Annotated in this window: 12 protein-coding genes; 3 read left to right on the top strand and 9 right to left on the bottom strand. The window is 72.4% G+C overall.

What is annotated here, in order from left to right:
• Positions 1-44 precede the first annotated feature (44 nt).
• On the top strand, positions 45-1262 hold the full coding sequence (locus AB0I59_RS02330; RefSeq protein WP_358129205.1) for a sensor histidine kinase: 1218 nt from the start codon (positions 45-47) through the stop codon (positions 1260-1262).
• Positions 1259-1921, top strand: coding sequence for a response regulator (locus tag AB0I59_RS02325; protein ID WP_061253475.1), 663 nt, complete (start codon positions 1259-1261; stop codon positions 1919-1921). Before AB0I59_RS02330 ends, AB0I59_RS02325 begins: the two co-directional genes overlap by 4 nt.
• A gap of 43 nt (positions 1922-1964) precedes the next feature.
• On the opposite strand, the gene AB0I59_RS02320 is transcribed toward AB0I59_RS02325, so the two are convergent.
• Genes AB0I59_RS02320 through AB0I59_RS02310 form a run of 3 tightly spaced genes read right to left on the bottom strand, consistent with a single transcriptional unit; the run spans position 1965 to position 5792 of the window.
• The gene (locus tag AB0I59_RS02320) at positions 1965-3890 is read right to left on the bottom strand and encodes an acetoacetate--CoA ligase (RefSeq protein WP_358129202.1); all 1926 of its coding nucleotides are present in this window, start codon (positions 3888-3890) and stop codon (positions 1965-1967) included.
• Positions 3883-4848 (bottom strand): serine hydrolase, encoded by a 966-nt coding sequence (locus AB0I59_RS02315; RefSeq protein WP_358129199.1) that lies wholly within the window; start codon positions 4846-4848, stop codon positions 3883-3885. Before AB0I59_RS02315 ends, AB0I59_RS02320 begins: the two co-directional genes overlap by 8 nt.
• Complete coding sequence (locus tag AB0I59_RS02310; RefSeq protein WP_358129196.1) at positions 4845-5792, bottom strand: LysR family transcriptional regulator; 948 nt, start codon at positions 5790-5792, stop codon at positions 4845-4847. The genes AB0I59_RS02315 and AB0I59_RS02310 overlap by 4 nt, the downstream gene beginning before the upstream one ends.
• Before the next feature lie 108 nt (positions 5793-5900).
• Here AB0I59_RS02310 and AB0I59_RS02305 point away from each other — a divergent pair, with 108 nt between their 5' ends.
• Positions 5901-7481: a penicillin-binding transpeptidase domain-containing protein gene (locus AB0I59_RS02305; RefSeq protein WP_358129193.1), complete on the top strand. Its 1581-nt coding sequence runs from the start codon at positions 5901-5903 to the stop codon at positions 7479-7481.
• Here AB0I59_RS02305 and AB0I59_RS02300 read toward each other — a convergent pair.
• The 6 genes from AB0I59_RS02300 to ptsP form a co-directional block, all read right to left on the bottom strand.
• Positions 7468-8169: an HAD family hydrolase gene (locus AB0I59_RS02300; RefSeq protein WP_061253713.1), complete on the bottom strand. Its 702-nt coding sequence runs from the start codon at positions 8167-8169 to the stop codon at positions 7468-7470. The two genes, AB0I59_RS02305 and AB0I59_RS02300, sit on opposite strands and share 14 nt — an antisense overlap.
• An 82-nt stretch (positions 8170-8251) precedes the next feature.
• Positions 8252-8884 (bottom strand): HAD family hydrolase, encoded by a 633-nt coding sequence (locus AB0I59_RS02295; protein WP_061253471.1) that lies wholly within the window; start codon positions 8882-8884, stop codon positions 8252-8254.
• Positions 8885-8908: 24 nt separating this feature from the next.
• On the bottom strand, positions 8909-9427 hold the full coding sequence (locus AB0I59_RS02290; RefSeq protein ID WP_358129190.1) for a DUF6912 family protein: 519 nt from the start codon (positions 9425-9427) through the stop codon (positions 8909-8911).
• A 21-nt stretch (positions 9428-9448) separates the two neighbouring features.
• A complete protein-coding gene (locus AB0I59_RS02285) occupies positions 9449-10093 on the bottom strand; it encodes an HAD family hydrolase (protein ID WP_061253469.1) in 645 nt (214 codons plus the stop codon).
• Between the two features lie 39 nt (positions 10094-10132).
• On the bottom strand, positions 10133-11443 hold the full coding sequence (locus AB0I59_RS02280; protein ID WP_358129187.1) for a glycoside hydrolase family 3 protein: 1311 nt from the start codon (positions 11441-11443) through the stop codon (positions 10133-10135).
• Positions 11444-11522: 79 nt separating this feature from the next.
• Positions 11523-13211 (bottom strand): phosphoenolpyruvate--protein phosphotransferase, encoded by a 1689-nt coding sequence (gene ptsP / locus AB0I59_RS02275; RefSeq protein WP_358129185.1) that lies wholly within the window; start codon positions 13209-13211, stop codon positions 11523-11525.
• Positions 13212-13213: the final 2 nt, after the last annotated feature.

The raw sequence follows: 13213 nt of genomic DNA, 5'->3' as shown, positions 1-13213 counted from the left end.
CACGGACGGAGGCGGCGCGGGCGCGGCGCGGGTACCGTCGGCGCGTGGACGATTCCCCCCAGGGCGCGGCGTTCGGGGGCGCGGCGCCCGGGAACGGGCCGTCGTTCTCCCGGCGCACGTTGATCGCGCTCGACTGCCTGGCCGCCGCGGCGTACTCGTGCGTGCTGCTCTCGCGGACGCTCGCCCCCGGGCAGGCGTACGTCCCCGGAGTCCCCATGTGGGTCGACGGGCTGATCGTGGCGGGGGTGGGGCTTCCTGTCGCGGTCCGGCGGCTGTGGCCGGTCCCGGTCTTCTGCGCCGTCCTGGCGTTGTCGCTGGCGGCGGTGTTCCTCGGGGTGATGCGGGACCCGTTCGTCGCCGCCTCCTACGCGCTGTACACCGTCGTGGCGGGCCGGCGAGCGGTCGGCCGGGTCGCGACGTCGGCCGTCGGCGTGCTCTCGGGGACGGGCTTCATCGGGCTGCTCACCCTCGGGTTGTCCCTGCCCGCGACACCCTCGTTGTGGATGAACCGCCTCGGCCTGATCCCCGTCGGCCTGGTGGCCATGGGCGGGACGTACACGATCGGCCGTGCCGTACGGGAGCGGCGGGCGTACGCGGCGCGCTGGGCCGAGCAGCTCGCGCGGCGCGCGGTGGCCGAGGAACGGCTGCGCATCGCGCGCGAGCTCCACGACATCGTCGCACACAGCCTGAGCCTGATCGCGGTCAAGGCGGGCATCGCCCACCACGTCGCCGGGGCGCGGCCGGACGACACGGTTGAGGCGCTGCGCGTGATCGAGGCGACCAGCCGCGACGCGCTCACGGAGATGCGCCACATGCTCGGCGTCCTCCGCTCGGAGACCGACGTCGACCTCGCTCCCGCGCCGGGGCTCTCCGGGCTGCCCACGCTGGCCGAGCGCGCCGCGCTGGCCGGGGTACACGTCGATCTGGACGTACGCGGCGCGGACGACCTGCCGGAGGGCGTCGAGCTGTCGATCTACCGGATCGCCCAGGAGTCCCTGACCAACGTGGTGAAGCACGCGGCCCCGGCCCGCTGCCGGGTGCGGATCGAGGCCGACGGACGCGAGGCGCTGATCGAGGTGACCGACGACGGTCCCGGCCACCGCGTCCTCCCCCACACCGCGGGCCACGGCCTGACCGGGATGCGCGAGCGCGTCATGATGTACGGCGGAGCGTTCACGGCCGGGCCGCGGCGCGAAGGCGGGTTCGGCGTGTCCGCCCGCCTGCCGTACGAACCGCGTCGCCTGATGATGGAGGAGTCGTGAGCGAGCCGGTGCGCGTGCTCATCGCGGACGACCAGGCCCTGCTGCGCGGCAGCTTCCGGCTTCTGGTCGAGACGGCGCCCGGCCTGACGGTGGTCGGCGAGGCGGGCACCGGCGCGGAGGCGGTGGACCTGGCGCGCGGCGAACACCCGGACGTGGTCCTCATGGACGTCCGGATGCCGGAGATGGACGGCATCGAGGCGACCCGCAGGATCTGCGGCTCGCCGGAGACGGCCGGCGTACGGGTGCTCATCCTCACGACGTTCGACCTGGACGCATACGTGTACGGCGCGCTGCGCGCGGGGGCGAGCGGGTTCCTACTCAAGGACACGCCGCCGAAGGACCTGCTGGCCGCGATCGAGGTCGTCGCCGCGGGCGAGGCGCTGCTCGCGCCCAGCGTGACCCGGCGGCTCATCGCCGAGTTCGCCCGCAGGCCGGAGCCCGCGCGGCCGTTCTCCCGCGTGCTCGACGGGGTGACGGAGCGCGAGCGCGAGGTGCTCGGTCTGATCGCCCACGGGTTGTCCAACACCGAGATCGCCGAGCACCTGCACCTCAGCATGGCCACGGTCAAGACCCATGTCGGCCGGCTGCTGACGAAGCTGAACGCGCGCGACCGCGCCCAGCTCGTCATCGTCGCCTACGAGACCGGTCTCAGGTCCTGACAGTACAGCCGGTGATCGTGTTCACCTGGATCGCGTCCGTTGGTCAGAGTTCGGGGACGAAGTGGCTGAGGACCTCGGGGTTGGCCATGGCGTCGGGGTTGGCGGCCTTCTCGACGGGGGTGCCGAGCAGGATCTTCCGCACCGGGACCTCGAGCTTCTTGCCCGACAGGGTCCTCGGGATGCCGGGGACCCGGTGGAACTCGTCCGGCACGTGGCGGGGGGACAGCTCGGTCCGCAGCGCCGTACGCAGCCGGGCGACCAGCTCGTCGGACAGCTCCGCACCGGGCACGAGGGTGACGTAGAGCAGCAGGCGGCCGTCCTGGCCGAGCTGGCCGGTGTCGATCACGAGGCTGTCCTCGATCTCCTCGAACCTCTCGACGACCCGGTAGAACTCGCTCGTTCCCATGCGGACGCCGCCGCGGTTGAGCGTGGAGTCGGATCGGCCGTAGATCACGCATCCGCCGCCGGGCAGGATCTTGATCCAGTCCCCGTGCCGCCAGACGCCCGGGTAGTCGGCGAAGTACGACTCCCGGTAGCGGTCGCCGGACGGGTCGTTCCAGAACATGACCGGCATCGAGGGCATGGGCGCGGTCACCACCAGCTCGCCCACCTCGCCGATCACGGGTTCCCCGGCCGGGTCGAAGGACTCCACGCGGGCACCCAGGCAGCGGCACGGGATCACGCCGGCCCTGATCGGCAGCAGCGGCACCGCGCCGACGAAGCCCGTGCACACGTCCGTGCCGCCGGAGAACGAGCCGAGCTGCACGTCGGGCTTCACGTCGGAGTAGATCCAGGCGAAGCCCTCGGGCGGCAGGGGTGACCCCGTCGAGCCGATCCCCCGCAGCCGGTCCAGCCCGGACGGCCGTACTCCCGCCTTCATCGACGCCACGATGTACGGCGCGCCGGTCCCGAAGTAGGTGACCCCCTCCTGGGCGGCCAGCTCCCACAGGGCTCCGGTGTCCGGGTGGGCGGCGCTTCCGTCGTACAGCACGACGGTGGACCCCACGAGCAGGCCGCCGATGAGGAAGTTCCACATCATCCAGCCGGTGGTGGTGTACCAGAAGAACACGTCGCCCTCGCCCAGATCCTGGTGGAAGCTGAGCGCCTTCAGGTGTTCGAGCACGATGCCGCCGTGGCCGTGCACGATCGGCTTGGGCAGCCCGGTGGTTCCCGAGGAGTAGAGCACCCAGAGCGGGTGGCCGAAGGGGACCCGATCGAACTCCGGCTCCGCCGCCTCGGCCCGCAGTTCCTCCCAGCCCAGCTCGGCGGCGGCCGTACCGTCTCGCTCCGCGCCCGGGGTGGAGCCGATCCACACGGTCGCGGCCAGGCTCGGCAGCTTCGCGGCGATGTCGCGCACGACGTCCGCGCGGCCGAACGCCTTGCCGTTGTAGCGGTAGCCGTCGACGGCGACGAGCACCTTCGGCTCGATCTGGGTGAACCGGTCGATGACGCTGGGCGCCCCGAAGTCGGGCGAGCAGGACGACCAGATCGCTCCCAGCGAGGCCGTGGCCAGGAACGCGATCAGCGCTTCGGGGATGTTCGGCACATATCCGGCGACGCGGTCACCGCGCCGCACCCCGAGCCGGGCGAGACCGGCGCGGACCCGGCCCACCTCGGCGCGCAGCTCACCCAGCGTGTACGTCCGCCTGGTTCCGGATTCATCACGAAATATCACGGCAAGGCGGTCGGGATCGCCGCGCAGCGCGTTCTCCGCGTAGTTGAGGGTCGTGCCCTCGAACCAGGTGACGTCCGGCATCGTCCCGTGGAGGACGGGCCCGTCCCCACGGTCGCCCAGCACGTCGAAATAGTCCCAGATCGACGTCCAGAACTCGGCCGGCGAATCGACCGACCAGTTCCACACGTCCTGGTAGTCACCCGGCCTCCCCAGCCACTCGGTGTAGCGGGTGATCCTGGCGTCGCGCACAACCTCCGCGGTGGGTTCCCACAGCAGAGCACCTTCCTCAACCATGCACCCCATCTTGACGAGACGGGCGCGGCGTGTCACCACCTCCACCCACATACGGAGAGGCCGTCATATGGTGCCCGTCCCCACGGAACGGCGCGCGCAGGTGGTCGACCGCGACACGGGCGGCCGAGCCGATGGCCGCGTCCGCCCTCGGCTGGTTCTGCGCGGTGCCGATCGACCGGGTGAAGACGGCGATGGCGTAGCGACCGCCGTCGGGGTACTCGATCACCCCCACCTCGTTCCGGATCGTCGGCAGCGTGCCCGTCTTGCCGCTGACCGCCACGTCGTCGTACGGGAAGCCGGAGGCGAGCCGGTGCGGCCACACCTGGAGCCCCATCAGCCGTCGTACGGCCGAGCACGACTCGGGCCCGGCGGCCTCGTCCCGCCAGATCAGGCCGAGCAGCCGGGTCATGTCCCGAGGGGTGCTGCGGCTGGTCCGCGCCGGATCCAGCACGCGCAGCCGGGCGATCACGCCGGGGTCCGTGGTCATCTGGGACAGCTCGGCCATGTCCGCGGCGCCGGCGTCCTCCCGCATGGCGGTGAACAGCTCGGCGCACGAGTGCTCCACCCTCGTTCCGGCCAGGCCGAGGTCCGCGAGCACGGCGTTGACCTCGTCCAGCCCGACCCGTGCGAGCAGCGCGTCCGCCGAGGTGTTGTCGCTCACGCTGATCATGAGATAGGCGAGGTCCCTGAGGGACGCCGTCACCTCGTCCAGCATGGCCGACAGACCCGTGCCGCCCCCGGGACGCCCCTCCGCCGGGACGGTGATCCGCTCCCCCGGGTCCAGCAGCCCGCGCTCGGCCTTGCGGTGGAACGCGACCAGCAGCGGCACCTTGAACACCGAGGCCAGCACGACGGGCTCGTCGGCGCCCAGCCCGACCTCGCGGCCGGTGTCGATGTCCACCGCGTGCAGCCGTCCGGTGACCCCCGCCGTACGGAAGATCTGTTCGAGCTGTCTCATGCGAGGAACCCCGTGGCGGGGCGGGGGGCAACCCATTGTCGCGGGGATGCGCCTTCATCGGACATGCCCGCATCCTCCCGCAGAACGCGGGTGGTCAACTCGGCGAATCCGGCGACGTGCTCGGACGGCTCCCCGCGCCAGGCGGTGGAGATCCGCCAGGACAGAGGGGTGCCGGCCAGTGGGCGCCAGACGACCCCGGGCACGTCGGCCCGGTGTCCGAGTGCGACGGCGGTGCCGGCGAGGACCAGCCCGATCATGAACTGGCCGTGGACGGCGTGCCTGACCTCGGCGGGGACGAAGCCGTGGCGCCGGCAGCCAGCGAGGGTCTCGTCGTGGAGGCCGGGCTCCAGCGCGCGCGGCGGCAGCACGAGCTCGCGTCCCGCCAGGTCGGCCAGGTGCACCGTCGCGAGGGTCGCCAGCTCGTCCTCCTCACGTAGCAGGACCCCCGGATGCTGAACCAGGATGGGGCCGAAGCCGAGACCCGCGGCCATCACGGGATGCCGTAGGACGCCCAGGTCGAGCTCGCCCCCCAGCAGGGCGTCCACCTGGTCCGAGGTGCCCATCTCGGTGGGCGTCAGCCGTACATCCGGGTGTCCGGCGCGGAACCGGGCGATCAGGGCGGCGAGCACGGAGGCGCCCAGGTCGGGTGGTACGGCGGCGCGCAGGCTCGCCGTGTCACCCCGCACCGTCCTGGCCATCAGCTCCCTGATCCGCTCGGCCCTCTCCACGAGCTCGCGCGCCTCGGGCAGCAGCACCCGCCCGGCGTCGGTGAGCCGGACCTGGCGGCTGGTCCGGTCGAACAGCCGCACGCCCAGCTCGTCTTCCAGCCGCTTCACCCGCTGGCTGAGCGGCGGCTGCGCCATGCCGAGCCGAGCCGCCGCGTTGCCGAAGTGCAGCTCTTCGGCGATCACCACGAAGTACCGCAGGTGCCGAACGAGGTCCATGAGCAGCAATGATACGCAAATCGATATCACTTTCAGCCTGATATCTGTATTGGACATGAATACCCGCCGTCTGCTCCCCTGTGCAAGCACGACACGCAAGGGGGAGAAATGCCGGAAATTTCGTATCACGCGAAGCGGCGGCGCAGGTGGCCGCTCGTGGCGGCCGCCGTACTGGTGCCGGTCGTGGCGGCGGGGGGCACGATCTGGGCGCTGCGCACCCAGGGATCTCCGGCGGAGACCGCGGCGGACTTCCTCTCCGCGTGGTCCAGGTCCGACTACGCGGCGATGCGGGCGCTGACCGCCGACCCGCCCGCCGACTTCCAACGTGTCTACGACCGGTTCCGCGGCGATCTGAAGGTGACGTCCGCCCGCTTCACCCCGGAAGGGAAGGCGGGCGAGAGCGGGGGCGCGGTCAGGACGGTGCGGTTCCGGGCGGCGCTCGACGCCGCGGTGGACTTCTCCTACGACGGCGAGCTGCGCCTCGTGGAACGCGACCGTGCCTGGCGGGTCGCCTGGACGCCGGCCGCCGTCCATCCGCGGCTCGGTGACGGCGCCAGGTTCAGGGTCACCACGGCGAAGCCGGAGCAGGCCCCCGTCACCGCGGCAGACGGCACCAGGATCGACACCGAGACCGCGCCCGGCTCGGTCCAGCAGCTCGTCGATGCGCTCAAGGAGCAGTACCGCTCCCGCCTCACGGGCACCGCGTCCACCCGCGTCGAACTGGTCGGCGCGGACGGCGGGGCCGACACGATCGCCACCACGGAGAAGTCGGCGGGCAAGGCGCTGACCACCACGATCGACCTGGGCGTCCACCAGGCGGGGGCCCAGGCCCTGGAGGGCGTTTCCAAGCCCGCGTCCCTCGTCGCGCTGCGCCCCTCGACCGGGGAGATCCTCGCCGTGGTGAACAAGCCGGGCGGCTTCAACCGCGCCCTGCTCGGCACGTACCCGCCCGGATCGACCTTCAAGGTGGTGACCGCGTCGGCGCTCGTGGCCGACGGCATGAGCGCCGCGCAGACCGTGAAGTGCCCGGCGGAGCAGACGATCGGCGGCTTCACCTTCCACAACTCACACCACGAGGAGTTCGGCGCGCTCCCGCTGCGGGACGCCTTCGCCCACTCGTGCAACACCACGTTCGGCGACCTCGCGGTGAACCGGCTCGGCGGGGCGCGGATGAGCGCGGTCGCGTCGAGCTTCGGCTTCGGTCAGCCGATCCAGCCCGGCGTGCCCGCCGTACGCGCCCAGTTCCCCGCCCCGGAGGGCGACACCGACCTCGCCTCGGCCGCGATCGGGCAGGGCAGGGTGCTGGCCAGCCCGCTCAACATGGCGGCCGTCGCCGCGGCCATCGCGGACGGCACCTGGCGCCCGCCGCGGCTCGTCCCCGCCGGCCTGGTCCCTCCGGACGGCTCGACGCCCAAGAAGCTGGAACCGGGAGTGGTGGCGGCCCTGCGCCGGCTCATGCCCGCGGTGGTCACCGAGGGCACCGCGCGGGGCGTCGCCTTCCCGGCCGGTACGGCGGGCAAGACGGGAACCGCCGAGTACGGCTCGGGCGAGGAGCCGCCGACGCACTCGTGGTTCATCGGCTACCGGGGTGACCTGGCGTTCGCCGTCATCGTGGAGGGCGCGGGCATGGGGGCCGCCGTGGCGGCGCCCGTCGCGGCCCGCTTCCTGACCGGCCTCACCGCCCGGTGAGGCGCGCGACGGCCGCCACCACCTCCGACGCGTTGGCCAGGTCGGGCAGGACGATGTCCGCCCCCTCCTCGCGGAGCTCGGCGGCCGTCGACCGGCCCGACGCGATCGCGATCATGGCCGCGCCGCCGATGCGGGCCGCCTGAACGTCGCGCGTGGAGTCGCCGATCAGCACGGTGTTCGCGGAGGTGAACGCCCCGCCGTACCGCGCCTTGGCCCGGCCCTGCGCCACCTGGAGCAGCGTGGCCTTGGGATAGACCTCCTCGCCGTATCCCCCGACCTCGAAGTCCATCGTCTTGTCCAGCCCGAACGCCTTGAGCTTGTGGACCGCGTTGCTCCTGATCGTCCCGGTGAGTACGGACTGGACGACGCCGCCGAGCCGGGACACCGCCTTGAGCGCGTCCTTGGCTCCGGGCATGGCCCGGCCGTCGGAGGTCAGCCGCTTGCGCTTGTCGGCGAAACAGACCGCCAGCGCGTCGAGGAACTTCGGCAGGTGGTAGTCCTCCACCGCGATGCCGTTGACGGCCAGCGTCTCGAAGACGATCTCGGAGTCGGGGCGGCCCATCGCCGGAGCCAGCTTCACCAGCGGCCGCCCGGTGACCATGCGGAACGCGTCGGCGTAGGCGTCCCTGGTGACGATGGTGACGTCGACCAGGGTGAGATCGACGTTCCAGAGAACGAGGCGGTTGATCACACGCCCAAGAGTACGGCTCCCGGGTACGCCATCGGACTTTCTACCCCGAATGGCGATATCTCCGGGCACCCGGTACCGATCAGATCAGGTCGAGGGCGTTCACCAGCGAGTCGACGACGGGAACGCCGACCTGCTCCAGATCCGCACGGCTCGTCATGCCGCCCGTGTAGAGGATCGCCCGCGCGCCGACGTGCTGCGCGGCGTGCGCGTCGTCGACGCTGTCACCGATCACCACGACGTTCTCCGGGTCCAGGCCGAGCGCGAGGATGTGCGCGGCCATGTGCTCGGCCTTCGGACCGCCCGAGGCGCTGCGCAGACCGTCGACGCGGGCGAAGTGCCGGGCGATGCCGAGCTCGTTCACCTTGGGCACCAGGCGCTCGTGGCCCCACATGGACAGCAGCGACTGCGTCCGCCCCGCCTGCTCCCAGGACTGGAGGCTGGACAGGGCGCCCTCGGCGAGCTCACAGGCCAGCATCAGGCGGTGGTAGTGATCGTGGAAGCCCTCGTCGAGCCGCTCCCACTCGCCGTCGTGGAGCGACCTGCCGAGCATGCGCTCGTACGCGACCCAGATGGGCCGCGTGTAGACGGCGCGGAAGCCGTCCGGGTCGAAGGGGCCGACGCCGTACGGCCGGAAGACTTCGTTCGTCGCACCCACCACGGCATCGATGTCGTGGAACAGAGTGCCGTTCCAGTCCCAAACAATGTGTGTCATATCAGCATGGATGATAGCGACGGGCTAGACCAGCAGGTCGGGAATCTCCTGCGTGGCGAACCACATCAGTTCGTGTGCCTCGGCGCCGTCCAGGGTGAACCGGGCGTCGTCGTCTCCGAGGTCGGCGGCGGGCAGCGCGGCGACGGCCGCCTCGATGTCCGGCGCGGCGGCGGGGTCATCCACGTGCACCGAGGCCAGCCGGGTCAGCGAGACCGGCTCCGTGAGCCGCACCCGCGCCCGCTCGTCCACATCGGCGCCCACGCTGACGGCGGCGTCCGGCACCTCGGCCACCACCACGACCCGGCGGGCCGGAGTCGCAGCCCCCTCGCCCCCCTCGGCGGCGTGGGCGTCCGCGAGCATCCGCAGGGAGGCGCGGGCCGCCTCCGTCATGGCGACGTACTCCAGCTCTTCGGTGTCGCCGGAGGCGTACCACTCGACCAGTGCGGGGGTCACCGCGTAACCGGTCAGCGGCGCGGGGCCCAGCTCGCCCGCGGCGACCACGCGGGCCAGCCCGGGAAGCGTGCACGGGAGATAGACGCGCATTCGAACCTCTCGTCGGTCACGTCAGGAGCGCAGCGACAGGCCGAACAGGCCTTCGAGCTCGCCGATGGTGGCGGGGGCGTCACGGTGGTGGATGCCGACCAGCCCGATGGCCCGCGCGGCGGTGATGTTCGCCTCGATGTCGTCGACGAACACGCACTCCTCGGGCGGCAGCCCGACCAGGCCGAGCGCGTGGTGGAAGATCCGCGCCTCGGGCTTGCGCATCCCGACCTCACCGGAGATGACGATCTCGTCGAAGAGCCCGTCCCAGGTGTGCCGGGGGTAGTCGTTCGCCCAGGAGTTGGACACCAGGCAGGTCCGGATCCCGGCCGTGCGCGCGAGGCGCAGCATCTCGTTCATCTCCTCGACGGGCTGGAACCCGACGAACATCCGGGCGAGCAGCCCCTCGGCCACCGGCGGGACGCCGTCGAGGGTCACCAGCCTGGCCGCGAGGTCGCGCTCGAAGTCGGGCGCCGAGATCTCACCGCGTTCGAGGGCGTGGATGACGCTCTCGCCGTCACCACCCTCGTAGGCGTGCAGGATCAGCTCGCGCATCACGTCCTTGTAGTGCGTGGCGTCGATGCGATCCTCGGTGATCCAGCCCGCGATCGAGTCGGCGAGGCTCGTGGTGAGCACCCCGCCCCAGTCGATCAGTACTCCCTTGAGCACGACACCTCCTGTGTGAACCCGCCTCAAAAGAATAGGGCGTCAGGAAACGCCCGCTTCCCCGGCGATGCGCCGGGCGGCCTTCAGATGGGCCGGCGACCGCACCAGGCCGGGATTCGTCGTCACCGTGCCGAACATGCCCCTCTTCGCCTTCAGCCGGAGGATCCGGGTGACCGACGCGTCCAGCCGGGCGGCCGAGATCCGGCCCGACTTCACCGCCGACAGGACCGCGCCGTACGCCTTGGGCATGTCGGGCGGCATGAGCAGCACGTCGGCCCCGGCCAGCACGGCGCGCACGGCCACCTCGGCGTCGCCGTACTTCTCGCGGACACCGGCCATGTTGAGCGCGTCGGTGCTGATCACCCCCTCGAAGCCCAGTTCGTCGCGGAGCAGCCCGGTCAGGATCGTGCGGGACAGCGTGGCGGGATCGCCTGAGGGGTCGAGCTTCGGCATGACGACGTGCGCGGTCATGATCGCGTCGATGCCGTGCTCGATGGCCTCGCGGAACGGCGGCGCGTCGAGCCTGCGCCACTGCGCCTTCGAATGCTGGATCACCGGGAGGCCGGTGTGGCTGTCCGTCGAGGTGTCGCCGTGCCCGGGGAAGTGCTTCGCGGTGGAGGCGATGCCCGCCGCGTGGAAACCGTCGACCGCGGCGCCGACCATCGTGGCGACCCTCGCCGGGTCGGAGCCGAAGGCCCTCGGGCCGATCACCGGGTTGCGCGGGTTGATGTTGACGTCCGCGACCGGCGCGAAGTCCATGGTGATGCCGAGGGCGCGAAGCTCCGTGCCGGTCAGCCGCGCGGCCTCGCGCGCGTTGGCGGGATCGCCGGTCGAGCCGATGGCCATCGCCCCGGGAAGCTTGGTGACGATCGAGCCCAGCGGCGAGACGATGCCGTGCTCCTGGTCCACACCGATCATCAGCGGAACCTTGCCCGACGCCCTGCGCAGCCCGGTCGTCAGCGCGGCGAGCTGCTTCGCGTCGGAGACGTTGCCCGCCCAGGGAAAGATGATCACACCGCCGGGGTGGTACTTCTCGATCGCCTCGGCCGGGGTGCCCACACCGAACCGCGCGGTGTTCTCCCGGTGCTCGGAGTCGGCGCGGGAGCCGTACACGACCGGCATGAAGAGCTGGCCGACCTTCTCCTCGACGCTCATCCCGGCGAGCGTGGCGGCCACATCGCCCCTGCCCTCCGCCCGCGCCGACGGCGACGGCGCCGTACGGCTCTCGCTCGCCGCGGGCGTGGAAGAGGGAGGAGGAGCGGAGGAGGTGGGGGCGGCGGTCCGCTCCGCCTCCACGGAGGAGCACCCCGCCATAACGATCACCAGCAGTCCGAGGCCCAGTCGTCGCAGCACACCCATCACGGTATCCGCGTATCGCACCACCCGCCTCACCGTTATCCACAAGCTCACTCGGTCACACGGGTGAGGGACCTCAGAGCGACAGCTCGGCGAGCGCGGGGAGTTTCGCGCGAGCGGCGGCGCGCGCGGCCGCCGCGGAGTTCGCCGCCCGCGCGGCGGCGGCGGCCCGGCGGCACGCGTCCAGGGTGTGCCGGGCCAGTGCCGCGCGCACCCGGGGCAGGGCGAGGGCGGCCATGGAGAGCGACGTCACACCGAGCCCGGCGAACACGCATGCCAGGGCCGGGTCGGCGGCCGCCTCTCCGCAGAGGCCGCATTCCCGGCCCGCGGCCGCGGCGGCCGACGCGGCCAGCGCGACGAGATCGAGCACGGCCGGATGCCACGGGTCCTGCAGCCCGGCCAGCGCCCCGGCCTCACGGTCCGCGGCGAGGGCGTACTGGGTGAGGTCGTTGGTCCCGATCGAGAAGAACCCGGTCACCGCGGCGATGTCGGCCGCGCGCAGGGCCGCCGCCGGGATCTCGATCATGACTCCTGAGGACGGCAGTCCCGCCGTACGGCAGGCGTCGGCGAACCAGGCGGCCTCCTCGACCGTGGCGACCATCGGCGCCATCACCTGGACCCGCGCCGACGTGCCCTCGGCCGCCCTGGCCAGCGCATCGAGCTGGGCGGCGAGCACGTCCGGATAGTGGCGGAACATGCGCACCCCCCGCTCGCCGAGCGCGGGGTTGGGCTCCGGGGCCGGAGGCGGCAGGAAGTCGAGCGGCTTGTCGGCCCCGGCGTCGAGGACGCGGACGACCACCCGGGAGCCGGAGAACGCCTCGAAGACGGCGCGGTAGGCGTCCTGCTGCTCCTCCCACGTCGGGGGGTCCTCCCGGTCCAGGAAGAGGAACTCGGTGCGGAAGAGACCCACGCCCTCGGCCCCCGCCGCCAGCGCGGGCGCGATGTCGGCCGGCCCGCCGACGTTGGCCAGCAGGGGTACGGCGTGGCCGTCCGCGGTGGCGCCGGGCCCCGTGACGGTGGCGAGCAGGGCGTCCTGGTCCGCGTCCGCCCGCATGGCGCGGGCGACCTCCTCCTCGGTGGGCGAGAGCCGTACGGCACCGGTGGAGCCGTCGACCAGCACCCGCGTGCCGGGCGGGATCGCGGTCGCCCCGGCGCAGCCCACGACGGCGGGCACTCCCAGCGAGCGGGCCAGGATCGCGGTGTGGCTGGTCGGCCCGCCCTCCTCGGTGACGAACGCCGCCACGGCGGCGGGATCGAGCAGGGCGGTGTCGGCGGGCGCGAGGTCCCTCGCCACCAGCACGTAGGGCTCTGGGGGATCCTGCGGGAGACCCGGCAGCGGCAGGCCCTCCAGCGCCGCGACTGCCCGGTCCCTGATGTCGTCCAGATCGGCGACCCGCCCGGCGAGGTAGTCGCCCGCCCCGGCGAGCAGATCCCGATATTTCCCGAAGGCTTCGAAGACCGCCCGGGGAGCGGAGACACCCTGGCCGACCAACTCGGCCACGACCGAGGCCAGCCCCGGATCGAGGGCCATCATGGCCTGGGCGGCCAGCACGTCCCGCGCCTCACCTCCCGCCCGGTCACCGCGTGCGGAAAGGTCGGCCGCGACCTGTTCCAGGGCCCGTTCCGCCCGCCGCCTCTCCGCTTCCGCGTCCCCGCCGTGGCGCGACCCCCTGGGCGGCTCGGGGATCTCACGAACCAGCCGGTGCGCCGGGCCGTACCCCGCGCCCGGGCTCACGCCCACTCCGGCCAGCCGGTCCGCGCTCATGC

Source organism: Microtetraspora glauca (assembly GCF_040656155.1).
GTDB lineage: Bacteria > Actinomycetota > Actinomycetes > Streptosporangiales > Streptosporangiaceae > Microtetraspora > Microtetraspora glauca.
This window is presented reverse-complemented; position numbering and strand designations above follow the sequence as displayed.